This window comes from Methanomassiliicoccaceae archaeon DOK (assembly GCA_009911715.1).
Lineage (GTDB): Archaea > Thermoplasmatota > Thermoplasmata > Methanomassiliicoccales > Methanomethylophilaceae > Methanoprimaticola.
In genome coordinates, this window is record CP047880.1 from 1,578,373 (window position 1) to 1,599,338 (window position 20,966).

A 20,966-nucleotide genomic window follows, 5' to 3' on the forward strand; every position below is an offset into this window, starting at 1 on the left:
GATGACCAAGACAACTCTGAAGATCGAGGGAATGATGTGCGAGGGCTGCGTGAAGTCGGTGAGGGAGTCACTGGAGAAGACCGACAAGGTGACTTCCGTCGACGTCAACCTGAAGAAGGGCACAGCCACGGTCGAGCACGGCGGTGCTAGCGACGAGGCTCTTATCAAGGCCGTCGTGGACGCCGGGTTCAGAGCGACCGTCAAGCACGGCCTGTTCTCATGAAGACCAAGATAATCCGTGTCGGCGGCATGACCTGCGCCGCGTGCGTGGGCCGTGTCGAAGGGGCCCTCAGAGCTGTCGATGGGGTCCAATCGGCCGTCGCCAACATCGGCAACAACACCGCCACCGTCGTCTTCGACGAATCCAGGACGACGGAGGAGGAGCTCGCCGCCGCCATTAAGGGGGCGGGGTACCAGGTTATCAGCGAGAACCGCGCCGAGGCAGCGGAGCAGGAGAGACGTGACCTCGACGTTCGTCGCCGCGACCTCTGGATCTCCATAGTCTTCGCCGTGATCCTGAGCGTCATAGCCATGGGCCACATGTTCGGCCTGGAGATCCCTCTGGAACCCCTGCCGTTCTGCCTGGTCCAGCTGGCCCTCTGCATCCCGATCATGTACGGCGGGAGGAGGTTCTACAAGAAGGGCATCCCCGCGCTGTTCACCAGGAACCCAACCATGGACTCGCTCGTGTCCCTGGGGACCCTGGCGTCCCTGTGCATGGGCCTGTACAACACGTACCTCGTCTACAGCGGCGACACGGGTGCGATGCATTCCCTGAGCTACGACTCCGTAGGGATGATCATCGCGCTGGTGAGCGTTGGCAAGTACCTCGAGGCCAGGTCCAAGATGCGCACCAACGACTCCCTGAGGAAGCTCGTTTCTCTGGCCCCAGACCAGGCGACAGTCATAAGGGACGGGGCGGAGGTCGTGGTGCCCGCCTCCGAACTGGCGGTCGGCGACACCGTCCTCATCAGACCCGGCGAGAAGGTCCCCGCGGACGCGACCGTCCTGTCCGGGGAGTCTTCGGTGAACGAGTCGATGCTCACGGGAGAGAGCATCCCCGTGGACAAGAGGGCCGGGGACACGCTCTACGGTGCGACCGTCAACGGATCCGGCAGCCTCAGAGCCAGGATCGAGAAGACAGGCGAGGACACGGTCCTGTTCCAGATTGCCCGCATGATGGAGATGGCCCAGGGCACGAAGGCCCCTGTCGCGAACATCGCGGACAGGGTCGCCGCGGTGTTCGTCCCGTCCGTCATCGTCGTTGCCGTCCTGGTCTTCATCGGATGGATGCTCGCCGGGCGCGACGTCCAGTTCAGCCTGACGATCGCGATCTCGATCCTCGTCATAGCATGTCCGTGCGCGCTCGGACTCGCCACCCCGATAGCCATCGTTGTGGGTACGGGTCGCGGCTCGCAGTACGGCATCCTGTTCAAGACGGCGTCCTCCCTGGAGGCCGCTGCCAGGATAGACACCGTCGTCCTGGACAAGACGGGAACATGCACTGTCGGGCATCCCGCTGTGAACTCCGTCTCCGACGGATCCGTCGTCGGCATCGTCGCTGCTGCGGAGATAGACTCCGAACATCCGCTTGCCCAGGCCATAGTCAGGTACGCCAGGGAGACGGGGGCCACCATCCCGCCACACTCGGGCTTCGAGAGCGTCACGGGAGGCGGCGTGAGATGCGAGGTCGACGGCCGTATGGTGCTCGTCGGGAGCACAAGGTTCCTCAGGGAGGAGGGGATCGACGTCCCGGAGGGCGCCGACGACCTAGCCTCCTCGGGAATGACCTGCATCCTGGCCGCCATCGACGGGCGTTACGCCACCACCATAGCCATATCCGATCCGATCCGCGAGGAGAGCCCGTCTGCCATCAGGTCGATGCACGAGGACGGCCTCAGGGTCATGATGGTCACCGGGGACAGAAGGGATACCGCCGAGCACATCGCGTCCGAGCTGGGCATCGACGAGGTCCATGCCGAGACCAAGCCCGGGGACAAGCTGGAGATCGTCAGGAACCTCCAGGTGTCGCAGGCCCGCGTCGCGATGACCGGGGATGGGATCAACGACGCCCCCGCACTAACCCAGGCGGACGTGGGGATAGCTGTGGGGTCGGGTACGGACATAGCCATAGAATCCGCGGACATAGTGATGATGAACGACGACCTGCGCAGCGTCCCGGCGGCGCTGGAGATCGGCAGGGCTACGCTGAGGAACATCAAGGAGAACCTGTTCTTCGCGTTCTGCTACAACGTGGTCTGCATACCGATCGCGGCCGGACTCCCCGTGCTGCTCGGATACGACGGCCTCGTGGACCAGATGCCGATGATATCCGCCCTGGCGATGTCCTGCTCCTCGGTGTCGGTCGTGGCCAACGCCCTGAGGCTGAGAGGATTCAGACCGAGGGCTCTCGCAGAAGCTCGGCATAGGTGACCCGGAGGGTGCCTGCACCCTTCTTCCAATCCTTCTCGAAACCTGTTATCCCCAGAGGCCTGGAGTGCATCGGGGAGTCGAGGGTGAGGGACTCGTACTCCCCTCCCTCGCCCATTATGCTGATCCCGTACCTCTCGCGCAGTTCCCTGAGCTCGGCCACGGACTCCTCGTCGATCGGCCTGCCCAGCCAGGACTCGTCCAGGCCCTCGGCATAGCACCCGACGATGACGGCGCGGATACCCGAGGCCAGGAACTGCTCCATCAGCATGTCCTGGTCCTTCCTCCACATGGGGGTGATGACCCTGAGCCCGAGGTCCCCGCAGACCATGTTCATGCGGTCCCACTGGTAGTCCGACCATATCGCGCCTGTCACGACCCCGTCTACGTCGAGGCCCTCGAGAGCGTGCCTGAGGCCGACCATGTCGCCCTCCTCCGTGCCCGTGCTGCGGGCAGTGACCAGATCCTTTCCCATGGACTCCGCCATGAGGGGGACGATGCCCAGGTTCGGCGTGTGGAAGATCCAGGAGGCCTCGTCGTCCGGGACGATGTTGACGAGGTACGGCACCTCGTGGCCCATCTGTTCGGCGAGGTAGAGCGAGAACGTGGAGTCCTTTCCGCCGGAATACAGGGAAGCAAGCCTCATGACGGTCCCGTATGCCTGTGGCACTTAAATCTGTGGCTCCGCCGTGATGGAACCCTTAATTAGATGTACGGACTACGAGAGGGCACTGGATGGTGGAACCATGGACGCCGCGGAAATGAAGAAGATCGTCGCAGAGAAAGCAGTTGACACCTTCGTGAAGGACGGCATGAACGTCGGACTCGGCACCGGATCCACCGCATACTTCGCCATCAAGAGGATCGGACAGCTCGTAGCCGACGGATACGACCTCACATGCGTCGCCACATCCGTCCAGAGCGAGAACCTGGCCAGGGAGAGCGGGATAAAGGTCGTCGACCTGGACGAGGTCGACAAGCTCGACGTGACCATCGACGGTGCGGACGAGGTCGACCCGAAGATGCAGCTCGTCAAGGGTCTCGGAGGCGCTCTCCTCAGGGAGAAGATCGTCGCCGCGGCCACCGTCAGGGAGGTCATCATCGTGGACGAATCCAAGCTCGTCGAGAAGCTCGGCACCAAGGCTCCGCTCCCGGTGGAGGTGCTCAGGTTCGGACACGAGCACACCAGATACGCGCTCGAGAGGCAGGGATGCAAGCCGGAGCTCAGGATGAGGGATGGGGAGCCGTTCGTCACTGACGGCGGGAACTACATCTACGACTGCAGGTTCCCCGAGGGCATATCCAACCCGTTCTTCCTGGAGTCCAGGATCGACGTCATCCCGGGCGTCGTGGAGAACGGCCTGTTCCTGAACACGGCGTTCGACGTGCTGGTGTCCAGACAGGACGGCACGGTCTCCAGGATGTCGGGCGAGCAGGCCTGAGACACCCTGATTCGCCCCCCTTAAGTACCGCTAAGAGGGGGCATACCATTTTATATAACCCCGATATTAGCACGTTCCTGATTCAATTCATCAGGGTTGATTAATCATGAAGATGCCCAGGACCGTCAAGAGATACTGTCCCTACTGCAAGGCCCACACCGAGCAGGAAGTGGAGAGGGTCAAGAAGAAGAAAGCCAGCGAGCTCAAATGGGGTCAGAGGAGATTCAGAAAGGTCACCGCCGGTTACGGAGGTTTCCCCAGGCCCAAGCCCGAGGGAAGGGAGAAGCCCACCAAGAGGATCAACCTCAGGTACAGGTGCACCCAGTGCAAGAAGGCCAATGTCTCCCCCTGCATCCGCGCGAAGAAATTCGAGCTCACGGAGTGATCACATGACCGGAGATTTCATCAAGATCAAGTGCCCGGACTGCGCCAACGAGCAGATCGCTTTCAGGAAAGCAGCCACCAAGGTCACCTGCCACGTCTGCGGCGCCACACTCATCGTCCCCAAGGGCGGTGTCGGTGACGTCAAGGGCGAGATCCTCGAGGTCGTCGGCTGATGTCGAGAGTCAGGGGCTTTCCCGAGCACGGCGAGCTCGTCGTCTGCACCGTGAAGAACGTCAAGAACTTCGGTGCGTTCGTCACACTCGATGAGTACGACGACAAAGAGGGGTTCGTCCACGTAAGGGATGTCGCCACTGGCTGGGTCAAGTACATCAGAGACTACATCAGGGAAGGGCAGAAGATAGTCTGCAAGGTCCTGGGCGTAGATTCTTCTAAAGGTCACATCGACCTTTCCCTGAAATCAGTAAACGAGCACCAGAAGAGAGAGAAGATCCAGCAGTGGAAGAACGAGAAGAAGGCCGAGAAGCTCGTGGAGATCATCGCCGAAAGGATGGGAATCTCCGTCGACGACGCCTACGACGAGTTCGGCAACGACCTGCTGGAGACCTACGAGACACTCTACGGTGCGTTCGAAGCCGTCGTCGCCGACCCCGAGGACTTCCTCTCGGAATTCTCCGGCGACTGGACGGACACATTCATCGAGGTGGCGAAGGAGAACGTCGTCCCGCCGTCGGTCCAGATCGACGGAATCCTGGAGATGACATCCTCCGCACCCGACGGCATGGAGCTCGTCAAGCACGCGCTCATGGCCGGCCTCGAGGCTGCCGACGGCGCCGATGTCGAGATCACGTGCGTCGGATGCCCCAAATACAGGGTCGTCGTCAACGCCGCCGAGTACAAGGAGGCGGAGGAGGTCATGAGGAACGTCTCGGCCGCCGCCGTCAACGACCTCGTCTCCAACGGCGGAACCGCCAGTCTCAAGCGCGAGAGCAAGTGAGATGAAGTCGCGTCTCAGGAAATGCCCCTCCTGCGGGAAGTACACACTCCTGGACGCATGCAGGCACTGCGGCGTCGCCACGTTCTGCCCGGTGCCTCCGAGATACTCCCCGGAGGACCGCATGGGGGAGTACCGCAGGATATCGATCGTACAGGAGTATGGGGAGAATGGAAAGCTACGTCAGCTTTGACTGCAGGCCGGAACTGAGGAGGCCCGTCATCATCGAGGGGCTCCCGGGCGTCGGCAACGTCGGCAAACTGGTCGCCGACCTTATGGCCGAGCAGCTCGGAGCGAAACGCATGATGCGCATTTTCTCCCCCGAACTCCCGCCGCAGGTCCTCGTCGACGACGAATGCATCGCGAACACGGCCTGCTGCGAGGCCTGGTACGCGGACATCGGGGAGAGGGATGCGGTCTTCATCCTTGGAGACTACCAGGCCACCACACCCATAGGCCAGTACATACTGTCCGACGAAACGTTCAGGATGTTCCTGAAGTACGACCCCTCGCTCATCGTCACCCTGGGCGGCTACGGCACAGGCGCTCTCGTTCCCGCACCCCGCGTCCTCGGTGCCGTGTCGGATCCCGACATGAAGCCCGCACTCGAGGAGGCCGGCGTCGGCTTCTACCCGTCGGAGCCGCAGGGAGGCATCGTAGGTGCCGCCGCGATGTTCCTCGGTTTCGGATCCATCTACGGGATCCCCTCTGTTTGCATCATGGGCGAGACGTCCGGATACATCGTCGACTACAGGAGTGCCAGGAACGTGCTGGATGCGTTGTGCAACTACCTCGGCATACACGTAGATGCGTCCTCGTACCAGGAGCAGATCGACCAGATAGACACAGCCAGCACGATGCTCGCATCGGACTCCCAGAACGACGGGGACGACGAGGATCTGGTGTACATTCGTTGAACCGAACTCAAAAGATTTTAGTTAATTAGTCGATTCCTTTTTGTGCAAAGGGTATCGGCTGCGAAGCTTCTGAATGGCAAGCGTGTCAAGGATTTCGTGGGAAGACGCGAGATCATCCTATTCATAGGCGCAGCCATAATTACCCAGATCGTCTCCAGCATCAGCTACCAGCTGCCCGTCAACATAATGCCGAACCTGGCGCTCTGTCCCGTTATCGGCCTGCTGTTCGGTCCCTTCGCTTCGCTGGGCGTCAACCTGGTCAGCCTCATCGACAACGTGTACATGGGGTACTCGCCGCTCTACTGCTGCCTGAACCTCCTCACGATGTTCCTGACATCGTACATCCCGTACAGGCTCTGGTACAGCGTGGGCCTCGACAGGGACGACCGCCCGCCGGTCCTGGATTCCGTCCGCAACATCACCAAGTTCGTCGTGATGATGATGGTGTCCAGCCTTGTGTACACCGTGCTGTACAACATAACGTACGGGCTCACGGACGGACAGTTCATCCTCAACTTCGAGGACGTCGTCCGCTTCATCAACGTGCTCTCGTTCTCGTTCCTCTTCGGACTGGCTGCGATCCTGCTTCTGAGGTACCTCGGAATAAAGTTCTACAGCCCGAAGTTCGGAGGCACGCCCGACGACTTCAGACGCTCCGTCGACCCCAGGTTCTACGACATGATCCTGGTGCTCGGGATCCTGCTCCCGCTACTGGTCCTCAACCTGTCGCCAACAGGACCGGCCATCCCCGCGATCGGGGTTCTGACCTATGCGCTGCTGTTCGCTTTCCTGCTCAAGCCCGTGGAGTCCGCCAGTATGGACGAGCTCACGGTCAGGATCAAGGGACTCGAGATCAACAAGTTCAACAGGAGCCTGATCGAGCGCATGATCGTGATCTTCATCATCTACGGTCTGCTGATCTGCCTCGCTTTCGGAGCGGCGGCTTCCATCGGGATCCTGAACGACGTGTTCGGATGGGGATACGACATCACGGTCCTGTTCTACATGAGCATGGGGCTGCTGGTGTTCTTCGTTCCGGCCATGATATTCCTGTGGTACCTCGAGAAGTACGTGACGGACCCCGTGGGAGAGCTGTCTGAGGCCTCGAGGAACTTCATCAGCAGCGACCACGAGTTCTCCAGCGAGGAGTTCGAGTACAGCTGCAGGGACCTGGTCAACCAGGACTCCGAGATAGGGGAGCTCGCCAGGTCCCTGACGAAGATGACCGGCGACATAGAAGAGTACGTCGAGGACCTGAGGATGCTGAACAGCCAGCAGGAGATGTACAGGGCGGAGCTAAACGTCGCCAAGAACATCCAGGAGTCCTTCGTGCCCACCAACTTCTCAATAGTCGACGGCAGCGGCGCGTCAATCGCCGCGGTCATGGATGCGGCGAAGTACGTCGGAGGAGACTTCTACGACTTCTTCATGATAGACACCGACCACCTGGCGATATCCATCGGAGACGTGTCCGGGAAGGGAGTGCCCGCCGCCCTGTTCATGGCCGTCACCAAGTCCCTGATCGAGGGACAGTCCCGCCCGGGATTCACCCCCGACGAGATATTCAGCAAGGTCAACATTGGTCTGTGCAGGAACAACGAGGAGTTCATGTTCGTGACATCCTGGTTGGGGATACTGGAGCTCGAGACCGGAAGGCTGACGTACTGCAGCGCCGGCCACAACCCCCCGGTGCTGATTAGGCTCGACCAGGACCCGGTGCTCCTCACCACCAAGCAGTGCCTGGTCCTCGGAGCCAGGGAGGGCATAACATACACCTCCGACGAGATAGTGATGGAGCCTGGGGACAGGATCCTGCTGTACACGGACGGTGTCACCGAGGCGAACGACCACTTCGACAGCTTCTATCAGACTGACCGTCTCATGGCGAAGATGAAGGAGTGCGACAGCATGCCCCTCGACGACCAGATACGCGCGATCGTCGACGACATCAATGAGTTCACGAAGGGAGCCACCCAGTTCGACGACATGACAATGCTGATGATGAGGTACGACGGGAAGAAGAAGTCAGCTGAGGCTCTTCTCGATCGTGAGGACGTTGCGCCCTCCGTCGCGCCTGTAGCTGATGCCGTCGACGTTCCTCTTGACAAGGAAGATTCCTAATCCCCCCGGTTCGCGGTCCCTGACGTCCTTGCTCACATCCGGATCCCCTATCTCGAGTGGATCGAACTCCGGCCCCTTGTCAGCGAAGGTTATCGTGACCTTCATCACATCCTTCTCGACATCGCAGGATATCTCTACCTCTCCCGAGCCGGGCGGGTGGTACGCATAGCTGGAGATGTTTATGAAAATCTCCTCGATTATGAGTTCCAGTTGCGTCAGGGCCTTGGGGGAGACTCCGCAACCCTTCAGGCACTTCTCCACGAACCCCTGGACCTCATACAAATTGTCCTTGGAGGACGGAACGGTTAGGGACTTTGTGTCCTCCGCTCCCGCGGTACCACGCATGCGATGAAATCTGCACACCTGTTAATAAAGGATTCTTCCCTGGGAGAGGGGTTCGGGCACTGGACACATCGTTTTAAGTCCTCGCCAGCGATGTACCATATCATACGGGGTGACCGCATTGTTCGGCAGGAAGAAGACCAAGGACCAGCCACTGACATCCAGCTACACCGAGACGGAAGAGGGCATAATCATCAGACTCTCGGGAAGACTGGACTCCGTGTCGTCCGCAGAGTTCCAGGAGGAGGCCGTCCAGAAATGCAGGGGCAGGTCGACCACGCTCGACATGGATGGGGTCACCTACCTGTCCAGCGCCGGACTGAGGGCCATCCTCGCCCTGGACAAGGCTGTGGGCAGGAACAACAAGCTCAGCGTCATCAACGCCAAGGACGCCGTCAAGGACGTCCTCGACATGTCCGGATTCAGCGAGTTCATCTGAACCGTCACCTGCAATATGGCTCTTCGGGATTGAGGATGTGCGGCCCCATCCCGAAGCGCCGTTCGAAACCCCCTCGGACTTACGAAGAGCCCAGATCATGAGTTGAAGTTATGATGTGATGTTGTACAACGCCCACCGTTCGACACCGGGACCCTCCTCCGTCCGTATTCTTGATGAGTATGGGCCTGCGCCCTATACGGTCGTCTAAGTTAATTTTAAATAAGCCATCTGTATCCCCTGATTCAATCCCCACTTAGCTCAGACTGGCCAGAGCGGCTGACTGTAGAGTGTTTTCGGCGAAAACCGATACAGCCGCTGAAATCAGCAGGTCCCCTGTTCAAATCAGGGAGTGGGGACCATCCTTTTCCAGCATCCCAGAAATTTGGGAATTTAACCACCCCGCCGACCCTCTTAACGAGTTATGCTGCGGATACCCCTCCCCTGTATCAGGAGCCTCCACAAGAACCTAAGAAGGGCTCCACGCACCTCAGTGGGGACTGGTACGGGGAGTGGCGCTACGACCGCAGGGAACTCCGCGCCGACCTCGTAAACGGCAAGGCGAGCCTCGACGACGGCAGGCATCAGGGAAGGTTCCTCGATTGGATGCGCGACGACTCCGTGGTGGTGTTCGAGGACAAGGCCTCCAAGGAGCGCGTGTGCTCCCCGATCTGCCGCCGCGGGAACCGCCAGTACGCCATGAAGAAGGCCAGGCAGCGCGACGCGTTCCTCGAGGGCATCGGCAGGAAGGTCCTCGACCACCCGCACAGCAGCAACCCGAATTACAGGGACACGCAAGCCCTCCTCATCACGGTCACGTTCGACAAGAAGCGCTTCACCAAGGAGCAGTCCTGGGCCCATCTGTCATCCACTGAGATCGAGGGCTCAGACATCAAGACCGGTGTGCTCAACGACCTGACATCCAACCTCAGGGACATCTTCGGCCCGCTCTGCAAGATCACCGTCAAGGAAGCCCAGGAGGACGGCTACCCGGCACCGCACATGATCGTGTTCCTGGACCGCCCGGTCACGGTCAAGCTGCATAGGGGGAGGTACGGGCAGTCGTGGCGCATCGTCGACCCACGCATCCTCAGGCGCATCGGGAAGGACCCCGCGCTCCGCAGGCTCTCCCGGAAGAACCATGTCGACGCCATCAGGCTCAACCCGATCTGGAAGTACGGATTCATCGACATCCAGGGCATCGTGAAGGGAGACCTCTTCAGGAACCGCAGGGATGCCGTCAGCTACGCCTACAAGTACCTGACCAAGTCCCTCGTCGACGACCACGGGAGGGAGCTCGAGCGGCTCGACACGATCTCCGGATGCCGCACCAAGGGCATGAGAATCGCTCTATGGGGCCATCTAGCCAACAAGTCATTCGGCCTCAGGGACATCACATACGGTAGGAAGGTCAAGGAGTTCCTCGAGATGCTTCCAGAGGAATCCGAGGACGAGGAGGACCCTCAACCAACAAGATGGGAGTTCAAGAGGACCATGCCCAGATTCGTCTATGAGGACATAGTCATCAAGAAGGCCAAGAAGATGCTCAGGAAGTTCAAGATCGTCGAGGACCCTCCTCTGGTAACATCATACACAACATCTTGATCTCAATTAGGGGACGTCATCAATCATTCTATACAGCCGTCAAGCTGCGTTCCGTCCCCATCCCCCCAGGGCCCTCTGGCCCATCATATCATCCAGCCACCGCCATCCCACCACGTCCTGTCCCAATCATCACGCGGGTGGGCATGCGCCCCCGTCTGCCGCACGGCAGGGGGCGCTGCACACACGCGTAAGGGAGCCGCGAAGCGGCGACCGTGCCCGAGCGGAGCGATGGCACAGGGGCCGTAGCGTCAGCGGAGGCCCCCAGGACGGAGCGCAGCGACGTCCCGACTTGATGGAGAGAACGCGAGTTAAAAGTCCTCAAGTACATATCCCATCATGGCCTACTCTCCCATCCAATTACAAGCTCTGCAACTAATCTCCAAATTCTATACTCCTGGCGAGCCCCGTACAATCATTCCTTATTCCGAGGCATACTCACTCTTCCAACATCGTGCTGAAGACGTTTTCAAATCTCTTGAGGTCGAGGGCCTCATCCTCTACATCTCAGGTTCCTTTGATTCGTATCAATTACAGGTATACACCTCAACCTTCGATCAAATTAAGCAAGATTCCGAATCGACCGCACCCTCTTCAATGACGACAACCATCAATCTGAACATTACAATCAACCAGTACATCTCTCAAATATCACAAAATGCCCAACAGGATCAAGATGTGATTGAGCTTCTTCAGGAAATTAGGGATTATGTGGGTGATTCAATCGCTCAAAAGAAGAAACTCGATGATTCGTGGATCTCTAAAATTCACAATGCAATCAGCACTTATCCTCTTTTAGCTGATGTTATCTCGAAAGTAACGATTGATGTTCCCCTGAAATACTTCCTCGGAATATGAAACCGGCAAGTATAAACCGGTCCAACGCCTCCATAGTCTGTGCAGAAAACTCCCGAGCAGATACATTACAATATGTCCCGCATCCGTAGCAAGGACACCAAGATTGAAGTGGAACTCAGAAAAGAGCTCTGGTCTCGTGGACTCCGCTATCGTAAGAATGTCAAAAATGTCCCAGGCAAACCTGACATTGCATTCATTGGGAAGAAGGTAGCTGTATTTTGTGACAGTGAGTTCTGGCACGGTTATGACTGGGAACATCGCAAGAACGATATCAAGACCCGCAGAGAGTTTTGGATTCCCAAGATAGAGAGGAACATACAAAGGGATTTAGAAGTGAACCAGCTACTGGAAGAGCAAGGTTGGATCGTCCTGAGATTCTGGGGAAAAGAAATTCAGAAGGATGTCTCAGGCTGCGCGGATAGGATAGAAAAGGTGGTGAGAGAAAGATGACGTCTAAATACAGGTCCATAGACCTCTTCGCGGGAATAGGCGGAATCCGCATGGGATTCGACAGAGCCTTCGGTGACGAGATCAAGACGGTCTTCGCCAGCGAATGGGATCCCTACGCGCAGCAGACCTACAAGGCCAACTTCGATACTCCCGAAGAAATCAACGGAGATATTACTAAGATCGATGAGAAGGATGTGCCTGATTTCGATATCTGTCTCGCTGGATTCCCCTGCCAGGCATTCTCCATCGCTGGAAGGAAACAGGGATTCAAGGACGACTACAAAGGCATGTCCCGCGGAACTCTGTTTTTCGACGTTGTCAGAATCTGTGACCTCCACAGACCTAAGGTAATCTTCTGCGAGAACGTCAAGGGCCTCACAATCCATGATAAAGGCAGGACATTTGATGTGATCATCAACACTCTCAAAGACATGGGCTACACCCCCCTGTATAAAGTCCTCAACAGCAAGGACTACGGAGTCCCACAGAATAGGGAGCGCATCTACATCGTCGCATTCAGGAACGACATCGACTGCTCGTCATTCCAGTTCCCCCAGCCCACCAACACGAAGACGAAGATTGCTGATATCTTGGAAAAGGAACCCGTCTCTGTGAAGTACTACCTCAGCGACGTGTATCTGGAGACCCTAAGAAAACACAGGGCCAGACACGAGGCTGCGGGCCACGGATTCGGCTATGAAATCAAGGATCTCAACGGCGTATCTTCCGCTCTCGTCTGCGGAGGGATGGGTAGGGAGAGGAATCTGATCGTAGACGACCGCCTCACCGATTTCACCCCCGTGACCAACATCAAGGGAGAGGTCAACCGCGAAGGAGTCCGTAAAATGACCCCTCGCGAATGGGCGAGACTCCAGGGATTCCCCGACGACTTTAAGCTTGTTCTTTCCGATACCCACCTCTACAAACAGTTCGGCAATTCGGTCACCGTCCCGGTCATCGAGGCCATTGCGAAGGAAGTTAGGAGGACTTTGGATGGGAATAACAAAGGGGAATGCGGGGGAATGGTCGGAGCCGTATGTTCTTCTCAAACTGTTGGCTGACGGAAAGATCTACAAGTCAGACAAAGATTTGAACATAAACGAAAACGTCTGGCATGAGATTCGCTCTATCATCTTCAAAAAGAACAAATCTGACATGGACGGATCTCTGAAATACATAATTGATCCAGATCAAAGAACCGTCGAAGTTCAGGTCGACGGAGAACCTGTTCTTAGAATCCAGAGAGAAGACTGCAGATCATATGCCGAGGGACTGAGAGAGGCCATTTTAACGTCTTCCCATGGAAGGGGTACGGTGGACATTCCAGCGACCTACGAAGAATATCTGAAGAATTCTCTCAAACGCGAAGTCCTCAAAGCCTCTGTAAAGGATACTCCCGACATCTGGCTGAATCTGGAGGATACGCGCAATACTACGGACAAACCTCTCGGATTCAGCATCAAGTCCATCCTGAGTAGTCCACCTACCATTTTCAATCCCAGTGACGGCACAAATATCATCTACGAACTCACAGGAAACGTAAACGAACAGACAATCTCCGAACTTCAGAGCATTACGAAACACTACAAAGGCGTTGAGAAAAGAGGTAAGAAGAAGGTTGAAGTCGAATACGACCACCCCAACCGTGAGGAGAGGGTGTTGTACATAAGAAACCATGGGATAGGTCTCAAATTGGTCGGTACAGGAACTGTCCATCACGATAATCATGGAAACCATACTCTTGAGCCGAGTCAATTTGAAAGAAATCTCCTTATGATCGGCTCAGACGCTCTTCCAATTCTCTCTTTCATGACCATTGAAGCCTACTTCAACGGAATCGTAAACCTCAGTCACCTTGTGGACGTGCTCGATAAGGAAGACCCCCTGAATTACAAACCCAGTCCCGAGCAGCCTTTCTACAGGAGAAGAGTCGAGGACATGCTTGTAGCAATGACCCTCTCGATGACCGGTGTCGATGTGTGGGACGGTTCGGAAGGAACCAACGGAGGAATGATCTTCGTAAAGACGGACGGAGATGTTGTGTGCTACCACTTGTTCGACAGGAACGATTTCCGCGAATTCCTTCTTCAGAATATGCGCTTTGACTGGCCCAGCGCCAGAAGATACTTCAGCACAAGCATAACTAAAGATGGAGACAGATACCTTATGAATCTGAACGTACAGATTCGCATGGTACCGAGACAGAAGGCAATGTCGAATCTTCTCATTGAAGGATATTACGACTTCGAAAAAGGCATTGTATACGAAGAACATGAAATAATAAAAATGTTTGAATCGTTGTGATTTGAGGCAATGAAAACCTCACTCACAACCCTTTTTCCTTCTTCTTCTCCTCGCGCTTCCTCCTCTCGAGGGCGTACTCCTCCCTCGCGATGCGGAGGCGCTCCTCTGGATCCAGATTGAGGTCGGCGTCCTCGTCCAGATGCTCCTCCTCGTACTCTATGAGCCTTTGGCGGATGTCCTGACTCTCGAGGTCGAACCCCTGATAGGTTTTCGTCCTCTTCCTCAGGACCACGTTGCCGTCGATGATGTGCCATTCGACGACGTCCTCCCCCTTCTCAAGCTCCAGGAGCTCGGCGATCTTGATGCTGCATGTGATGCGACCGTAGTTGTCGTACTTGGACTCCCCTACCTTGACCATCGTTACCATCATTGGCAACGATACCAAATCGTTTAATATTTGGTTGGCACTGATGGCAATCATGAACCAAATTGCCGTCAACGCCAGTGAAGGTGCGACCCGCCTTCACGACATCAGTCCCCCTGTGAGGGACCACAGCTGTGAGGACTTCAGGAGGGTGGACAGGGCAGCCCACATCAGCGCCCTGGGCATCTTCCTCAGGAACTTCCCCCTCGGTGTCTTCGACGACGAGGAGAGGAGATGGTTCCTGGACATCCAGTCAAGGGTATGCCACATGGAGTCAAACGCCTTCGATGATCTCGGGATGGAGTGAGTGGCAATCATGGCAAGAGGTAATTACACTGGAATCTCGTGCATCAACGAGCATCTCGCGACGACATATAAGCACAGCAAGCCCGAGACCGTGGCCAAGTACCGCGGCGTCCTTTACCAGATCAACGGGGACGTGAAGGACAACGGCTACTCGGACAATCCCCGTCAATACGACGAGGAGACCATCGAGTTCCTTCTCGGACTCTGGAAGGAGCGCGACCTCGCTGTCTCCACCAAGGACTGGTACCTCCACATCCTCAACAGGTACCTCAGATGCTTCGACAACAACGTGATCGAGGAGATGGGCATCGACTTCGGCCAGGACATCCGCCCCAACGTCAACTGGCTGTCCGACGAGCAGGCAGAACACCTCATGAGAATGGAGAAGACCCCCCTCGAGGAGGTCGTCATCCACCTCGAGCTCTGCCTCGGCCTAAGGGTTGCTGAGGTCTGCAGGCTGCGCCTCGTGGACATCCACTTCGATGACGACCCCCGCAAGTGCTACGTCTCCGTCCGCGGCAAGGGCAAGGGGGACGGCAAGTGGAGGAGCGTCCCGTTCCACCCGGACTCCAGGGCGGTTTTCGAGAGGTGGATCGTCAGGCGCAACGACATTATCGAGAAGATCCACGCATACGACCCGACCTGGGAGGTCCCCGAGCAGCTCCTGATCTGGGGCCACTACGAGAACCGCCCGACCGGAGGACACTACACCGAGAGGAGCCACAGCCTGGACCGCGCGGTGATCCACAAGGTCCGCGACCGTGCCGGATTCGACTTCTCCAACCACACCCTCAGGAGGACGTTCGGCCGCACGCTCTATCGTGCCGGCATCCCGATCGAGACAATCTCCAAGCTCTACGGCCATGACGACACACAGACCACCATCCGCTACCTCGGTATCGACCTCGACGACATGGGCTCCGCCCTCGCCAGGATGTACGAGTATCAGTACTCCAAGAGATGATTTGCATGGTCCCCACAAACCCTGTCGGAGAACCCAAATCAGGGAGTGGGGACCATCCCTTCCCACATTCCGAATTTTTTGGGAACTTAACCGATTCGTCAGACCGCTTAACCGTTTATGCTTCCGATACCCCCGTCCCGTATCAATCCTCTCCGAATCCCACCAGATCCCGCAGGCCGAGCTTCTCGGGGGACTGGTTCGGCGAGTGGCGCTACGACCGCAAGGGGCTTCGCTCCGACCTCGCCAACGGAAAGATCCATTTGAAGAACCGCAGGCATCAGCAGAGGTTCCTGGATTGGATGCGCGACGAGCAGATGATTGTCTTCCAGGACAAGAAGACGGGCGAGAAGGTCTACAGCCCCGTCTGTCGCCGCGGAAACCGCCAGTACGCAATGAAGAAGGCGAGGCAACGCGACCTGTTCCTGGAGGCGTTCAGAACCAAGGAATTGGATCGCCAGATCGGCAACAATCCCAACATCCGTGAGACCTGCGCATTGCTAATCACCGTGACCTTCGACAAGAAGAAGTACACGATGGAGGAGGCATGGGGTATGCTCTCGTCCACGGAGATCGCCAGCTCTGACCTCAAGACAGGGGTGCTGAACAACCTGACAGCCAATCTCCGGGACATTTTCGGGCCTCTATGCAAGATCACCGTCAAGGAGGCCCAGGAGGACGGCTATCCCGCGCCGCATCTGATCGTCCTCCTTGACAATCCGACGACCGTCAAGCTCCATCGCGGCAAGGGTGGCCAGTCGTGGCGCATCTTCGATCCCCACACACTCAGACGCATCGGCAAGGACCCGGCGCTCCGCAGACTTTCCAGAATCCGCCATATAGATGCAATCTCCATGAATCCTATCTGGAAGTACGGATTCATAGATGTTCAGGGTGTTGTGAAGGGATGCCGCTTCAAGAACCGCAAGGACGCCGTCAGTTATGCGTACAAATATCTCACAAAGTCCCTGACAGACGACCACTGCAGGGAGCTCGAGGACCTCGATTCGATCTCCGAATGCAGGACCAAGAGCCTCCGCATATCCCTCTGGGGACACCTCTGCAACAAGTCCTATGGTCTGAGGGACATCACTTACGGAAGAAAGGTCAAGGAGTTCTTGAGCATGCTGCCTGCCGAGAACATGGACGGAGAAAATACAATGGAATCTAGATGGACATTCATGAGAACTATCCCCTCGTTCGTCTATGAGAAGATCGTCATGTGGAATGCCAGGAAGATGTTGCGTCCATTCAGATCCAGACCAGAGACCTCCGACGCCAATCCATCACCAGCTTTCTGATTCCTTTTTGAATCACTTCTATCATACACAGCCGTCAGGCTGCGCTCCGTCCGTCCCATCCCTTCTACCTGGACGTCCTCAGCATCATACTTCAGTCTTCTACACCACCTGCTATCCCAAGCGGGCGGGCAAGCGCCCCCACAGCCGCACGGCAGGGGGCGCGCCCGCTCGCCAGGGAGCCGCGGAGCGGCGACCATGCCCGAGCGGAGCGAGGGCACAGGGGCCGGAGCGTCAGCGGAGGCCCCCAGGACGGAGCGCAGCGACGTCCCGACTTGATGGGGAGAACGTGAGTTAAAAGTCCCAATACAGATCCCCTCCTCTTCCTGTTACATCCATTATTTTGGATAATAACGGAAATCCGAACATTATACAGTATGTCACTTCGAATACGATTAGTATTGTGATGTCCATTGTGACAATAGCCAATATCATCGCATTAATGATAACAATCAGAACCATGCCCAAAATGCAGAAATATAAAGCAGGATGTACACGCCTCATCGATTCTGTTTTTATACAAATGTAATACACGATGCAGCATACTACAAAAATAATAATTGCAACATCACTTCCAGTCATGTAGACGTAGTATATTGCCAAAAACATCAAACAGACAATTGAATAGAACACTGCAAATGTGTCAAAAACAAATATTCTACTTGTATTGTAGCTATGATCTGCCCTTCTGAACTTACGTTCGTCCTGCGGTTCGAACATAAATGTTGTAAGCCATTTTTTAGTTAGATACAAACCATCAGACAATTGAACCCCAACTTTGATTGAGAAACAGGGGTAACGTAGTTTTCTTTCAATCTTGTCTGACTTTATGATGACCTCTTTTCTCTTAATCCACCGGATTGTCTGCATATACAAGCTATTGTTGAGATCCCAATTGATATCACGCAATATGTCTGCTTTGACATCATTCCATTTATTTTTTGATACATAGAAACATTGAGACTGACCAGGATTGATAATAATATCATCTGTTTCGATTAAATCGAACAATCTTCCTGACACATAGACGCCTAGGTTGTAGATTAATATCGGGTCCTTGCCCTCATTGATAACATTAATCGAAACAACTTCGAGATGTTCTTTAACTTGAGTTGGACAGTTGAATTTTGAAGATTCAATGCATTTTTGATGTCTGGCCAGGAAAATCGCAAAATCAGAAGAGCGTCCTGAAGCGTCTGTGTCCAAGCAAACGACTTTCAGGACAGCTGACGCTATGGCGGAGGGCAATAAATCCCTGCCGTACGGGATCATCCGTACCGTCCGCGCCTGCTTCCGCAGGCTCGGACCGTACGAGTTCCTGGAAGGTCTGAAGGAGAAGGGTGTCCCCCTCAGCTATGTCGTCGAGCTCATGTGCGTGTACCAGCTGAACGGGGGCGGCTCCATGAACGAGTGCGGAGCCCTTTCGGGCTCCGTCCTCGTCAGAGAGGAGCTGTGCCACGGCCACTCCATCTCCCGCAAGACGATCGAGAGGGGCCTTTTCCTCCTGGACCTGTACTTCGAGGAGACAATAGTCCACCTGTGGCGCCGTCTGAACGAGATATACCCTGATCTTTCGACCGATGCATATGTGGACGGGTCCCACATCCCACGTGAGGGTTCCGGTCGTGGAGCCTACACTGCCGCCGGCGAAGGCGGCGGCAGCGTCCAGCTCCAGGACCAGTTCATGATCGCCCAGTTGTGCGTCTCGATGGTCCGCTACGACATGGAGCCGGACCAGGTCGTCAAGAGGATCGACGGCAGAGTGGTCCGGATGGACCACAAGCCGTCGACAGCCACAATCTGCAAGAACCTGAGCCATTGGACAGTTGTGTTGATTCCGAGGGACGGGTTCAGGGTCGACCGCATATACACCGATGAAAACGACCTCACACGTCGGATTTCAGAGGTTTTGGACCGTTATCGAGGGTGTTTTAGGTCGCTTCCCAGGGCCACAGGCCCCTGGGAAGCAGTATAAAACACTAACTGTCCAATGAACATCGGTTCCCAAATTTTTGCGGATGTCTGGCTATGCCCATTGGACAGGAGATTTCCCTCAGAAAAATTTCACGCAGACACTTAGATATGAAGTTCTGATTCGACAATTGTCACGAAGCTGTGTGAAATCTGAAAAATGCTTCAAGCTGAAAACTCAATTGTCCAACTCGAGGTAACTATATAAATATCGAGTGAGGCGATGTACTTTTCGGATGTCGTTGGCAGTTCATGGCAGGACATTCCGGAGAATGATAATGCACCGAAATACGAGGCTGACTGAATCCGGGGCGCCCAGCCGCAAGTAGCGCGCAACGATGGGACTGCGGTAGCATCCGTCCCCTCCAGGATCTGGTGGTACGATGACAGATGAAAACAACACGAATGACCAGATGCCCGTCGGTATCGATGACACCTCCACACCTACGGAGAGCAACCCCGCAACAGACCCTGCACCTCAGAATAGCAAATCACTCACAGACATCCTACAATACACGGTCGGCCCCTATACGTTATCCGTCTGGCTGTTGATGTTCGCCGTCATCCTCGGGTATGCATCGTACGGAATGGCGATGATGAAGATTACCTGGGACCCATCGGTAGGATTCAACGGATACGAACTGGTTACATACAGGGGGTTCAACAACACCGACTTCGATGCCGAATGGATAAGATTCGTTCCAACGGTGGCATTGATTGTGATTGTACTGACGGGGATACTTGTGCTCCTCCCGCGTCTCCGTATCAAGGAGATAAACAGGTATGCTTCCAAGTTGTATCTGATACCCTCAAACATCGCCGGAAAGAACCTGACACTGATACTCGGCGTGTTGATCGCGGTCCTGGGGATAATCACGGCCTCGTGGGGCGGCGTCTCCAGGACAGCGTGGGGGACCCAGGATGTCCTGGACCCCGCCACAGGCGTTTACGTTCTCGTTTTGTCTGGGTTGATCATAGCACTCCTGGGATTCTTGGAAACGAGGCAGGGGACGCAGGCGGATGAGGGGGAGCTGTCCCTTCTGCTGCTCAGAAGCCCCGCACCCAGACCCGCGTCCGAGCCGGAACCTCCGGCCACAGACGGACTGGGGAAGCTCGTTCAGTTCTTCAGCAACACGACGTACATGACGTACGTCGCATTCGCAGTAGGCCTGCTTCTCATCTTCTTCGGACTGTACGCCATGGTCGTCGGTAACGGGGAATTCCAGGAGAGGATCCCGATCATCGTCGGAGAGATAGGGACGATCCTTGCAGGGGTTCTGGTGTTCTTCCTAGCGAAGAACCTCTACGAGGGGAAGATCGTCGAGAAGGTTGACGTGATGTCCAGAGTGATCATGACCATCGGGATGGCCATGATGGTGTACCTGCTGTTCGACATGTTCGCGATGTCAAGCATATGGTTGGTGTTCGCATTCTTCGTCGCCGCATTGGTCTACATTTACGGCGAGTACATGGAACGCGACAAGAGCAACGAGACGGTGGACAGGATCATGTGGGTTCTCATGCTTCTGGGAGGGGCGATCCTGACTCTGTTCAACGCTTACGGATTGATCATGGGACTGAAGGATCCGGGCCTGTATCTCATCATGAATCTGGCGTTGATCCTCGCAGGACTCTTCATGGTTTTCCTGACCCTGAATCCGCAGGTCAAGGCACGCATGGGGATGTGATCCTCTGAAACAACTCGGGGGTCACCCCCCCGAGCCATTTCATGCTCTTGGTCAATCGGATCAATATAGATTCTCACGGGGTGAACATCCGCACCCATGGCGCCTACGCCCTGTAGGTCCAGGCTAGTCTTGGTCGTGAC

The 20,966-nt window shown here is 56.2% G+C and carries 24 protein-coding genes and 1 tRNA gene; 21 read left to right on the forward strand and 4 right to left on the reverse strand.

Translation table 11 applies throughout. The annotated features are described in order from the left end of the window. The first annotated feature begins 1 nt into the window (after position 1). Both JS82_07890 and JS82_07895 read left to right on the forward strand, forming a co-directional pair. The gene (locus JS82_07890) at positions 2–223 is read left to right on the forward strand and encodes a hypothetical protein (protein ID QHK18032.1); all 222 of its coding nucleotides are present in this window, start codon (positions 2–4) and stop codon (positions 221–223) included. Beyond that, entirely contained in the window at positions 220–2,433 is a 2,214-nt protein-coding gene (locus JS82_07895) for a heavy metal translocating P-type ATPase (protein ID QHK18033.1), read from the forward strand. The genes JS82_07890 and JS82_07895 overlap by 4 nt, the downstream gene beginning before the upstream one ends. Here JS82_07895 and JS82_07900 read toward each other — a convergent pair. Next, entirely contained in the window at positions 2,396–3,076 is a 681-nt protein-coding gene (locus JS82_07900) for a diphthine--ammonia ligase (protein QHK18034.1), read from the reverse strand. The two genes, JS82_07895 and JS82_07900, sit on opposite strands and share 38 nt — an antisense overlap. Before the next feature lie 100 nt (positions 3,077–3,176). On the opposite strand from JS82_07900, the gene rpiA reads away from it, so the two are divergent. The 7 genes from rpiA to JS82_07935 all read left to right on the forward strand — a co-directional run bounded on the left by rpiA (position 3,177) and on the right by JS82_07935 (position 8,246). Beyond that, entirely contained in the window at positions 3,177–3,872 is a 696-nt protein-coding gene (gene rpiA, locus JS82_07905; protein ID QHK18433.1) for a ribose-5-phosphate isomerase RpiA, read from the forward strand. Positions 3,873–3,978: 106 nt separating this feature from the next. After that, positions 3,979–4,257, forward strand: coding sequence for a 50S ribosomal protein L44e (locus JS82_07910; GenBank protein ID QHK18035.1), 279 nt, complete (start codon positions 3,979–3,981; stop codon positions 4,255–4,257). A gap of 4 nt (positions 4,258–4,261) precedes the next feature. Continuing rightward, complete coding sequence (locus JS82_07915) at positions 4,262–4,429, forward strand: 30S ribosomal protein S27e (protein QHK18036.1); 168 nt, start codon at positions 4,262–4,264, stop codon at positions 4,427–4,429. After that, positions 4,429–5,211: a translation initiation factor IF-2 subunit alpha gene (locus JS82_07920; protein ID QHK18037.1), complete on the forward strand. Its 783-nt coding sequence runs from the start codon at positions 4,429–4,431 to the stop codon at positions 5,209–5,211. Before JS82_07915 ends, JS82_07920 begins: the two co-directional genes overlap by 1 nt. Position 5,212: 1 nt before the next feature. Continuing rightward, positions 5,213–5,401, forward strand: coding sequence for an RNA-protein complex protein Nop10 (locus JS82_07925; GenBank protein ID QHK18038.1), 189 nt, complete (start codon positions 5,213–5,215; stop codon positions 5,399–5,401). After that, the gene (locus tag JS82_07930; GenBank protein QHK18039.1) at positions 5,379–6,125 is read left to right on the forward strand and encodes a proteasome assembly chaperone family protein; all 747 of its coding nucleotides are present in this window, start codon (positions 5,379–5,381) and stop codon (positions 6,123–6,125) included. The genes JS82_07925 and JS82_07930 overlap by 23 nt, the downstream gene beginning before the upstream one ends. A 42-nt stretch (positions 6,126–6,167) precedes the next feature. Beyond that, positions 6,168–8,246, forward strand: coding sequence for a SpoIIE family protein phosphatase (locus JS82_07935; protein QHK18040.1), 2,079 nt, complete (start codon positions 6,168–6,170; stop codon positions 8,244–8,246). Here the strand turns inward: JS82_07935 and JS82_07940 are convergent. After that, positions 8,151–8,591, reverse strand: a complete 441-nt coding sequence (locus JS82_07940; GenBank protein ID QHK18041.1) for an ATP-binding protein — start codon at positions 8,589–8,591, stop codon at positions 8,151–8,153. The genes JS82_07935 and JS82_07940 overlap by 96 nt on opposite strands. A gap of 118 nt (positions 8,592–8,709) precedes the next feature. Here JS82_07940 and JS82_07945 point away from each other — a divergent pair, with 118 nt between their 5' ends. The 7 genes from JS82_07945 (at position 8,710) to JS82_07975 (ending at position 14,238) form a co-directional block, all read left to right on the forward strand. Then, positions 8,710–9,027, forward strand: a complete 318-nt coding sequence (locus JS82_07945; GenBank protein QHK18042.1) for an anti-sigma factor antagonist — start codon at positions 8,710–8,712, stop codon at positions 9,025–9,027. Between the two features lie 247 nt (positions 9,028–9,274). Beyond that, positions 9,275–9,386 (forward strand) — tRNA-Tyr (locus JS82_07950). Positions 9,387–9,630: 244 nt separating this feature from the next. After that, complete coding sequence (locus JS82_07955) at positions 9,631–10,629, forward strand: hypothetical protein (GenBank protein QHK18043.1); 999 nt, start codon at positions 9,631–9,633, stop codon at positions 10,627–10,629. Positions 10,630–10,965: 336 nt separating this feature from the next. After that, positions 10,966–11,484 carry a hypothetical protein gene (locus JS82_07960; protein ID QHK18044.1) on the forward strand — a complete coding sequence of 173 codons (519 nt, stop codon included), beginning with the start codon at positions 10,966–10,968 and terminating at the stop codon, positions 11,482–11,484. 72 nt (positions 11,485–11,556) lie between these two features. Beyond that, complete coding sequence (gene vsr, locus JS82_07965) at positions 11,557–11,934, forward strand: DNA mismatch endonuclease Vsr (GenBank protein QHK18434.1); 378 nt, start codon at positions 11,557–11,559, stop codon at positions 11,932–11,934. After that, positions 11,931–12,995 (forward strand): DNA (cytosine-5-)-methyltransferase, encoded by a 1,065-nt coding sequence (gene dcm, locus JS82_07970; protein ID QHK18045.1) that lies wholly within the window; start codon positions 11,931–11,933, stop codon positions 12,993–12,995. Before vsr ends, dcm begins: the two co-directional genes overlap by 4 nt. Beyond that, entirely contained in the window at positions 12,928–14,238 is a 1,311-nt protein-coding gene (locus tag JS82_07975; protein QHK18046.1) for an HpaII family restriction endonuclease, read from the forward strand. Before dcm ends, JS82_07975 begins: the two co-directional genes overlap by 68 nt. Before the next feature lie 22 nt (positions 14,239–14,260). On the opposite strand, the gene JS82_07980 is transcribed toward JS82_07975, so the two are convergent. Beyond that, entirely contained in the window at positions 14,261–14,608 is a 348-nt protein-coding gene (locus JS82_07980) for a hypothetical protein (GenBank protein QHK18047.1), read from the reverse strand. Positions 14,609–14,657: 49 nt separating this feature from the next. Here JS82_07980 and JS82_07985 point away from each other — a divergent pair, with 49 nt between their 5' ends. The 3 genes from JS82_07985 (at position 14,658) to JS82_07995 (ending at position 17,170) form a co-directional block, all read left to right on the forward strand. Beyond that, positions 14,658–14,909 (forward strand): hypothetical protein, encoded by a 252-nt coding sequence (locus JS82_07985; GenBank protein ID QHK18048.1) that lies wholly within the window; start codon positions 14,658–14,660, stop codon positions 14,907–14,909. Positions 14,910–14,918: 9 nt separating this feature from the next. Then, positions 14,919–15,872, forward strand: a complete 954-nt coding sequence (locus JS82_07990; GenBank protein ID QHK18049.1) for a tyrosine-type recombinase/integrase — start codon at positions 14,919–14,921, stop codon at positions 15,870–15,872. Between the two features lie 260 nt (positions 15,873–16,132). After that, entirely contained in the window at positions 16,133–17,170 is a 1,038-nt protein-coding gene (locus JS82_07995) for a hypothetical protein (GenBank protein ID QHK18050.1), read from the forward strand. A gap of 291 nt (positions 17,171–17,461) precedes the next feature. Here the strand turns inward: JS82_07995 and JS82_08000 are convergent, their stop codons facing one another. Next, positions 17,462–18,373, reverse strand: a complete 912-nt coding sequence (locus JS82_08000; protein QHK18051.1) for a hypothetical protein — start codon at positions 18,371–18,373, stop codon at positions 17,462–17,464. Positions 18,374–18,401: 28 nt separating this feature from the next. Here JS82_08000 and JS82_08005 point away from each other — a divergent pair, with 28 nt between their 5' ends. Beyond that, on the forward strand, positions 18,402–19,142 hold the full coding sequence (locus tag JS82_08005; protein QHK18052.1) for a hypothetical protein: 741 nt from the start codon (positions 18,402–18,404) through the stop codon (positions 19,140–19,142). Between the two features lie 379 nt (positions 19,143–19,521). Further along, positions 19,522–20,826 (forward strand): hypothetical protein, encoded by a 1,305-nt coding sequence (locus JS82_08010; GenBank protein ID QHK18053.1) that lies wholly within the window; start codon positions 19,522–19,524, stop codon positions 20,824–20,826. Positions 20,827–20,966: the final 140 nt, after the last annotated feature.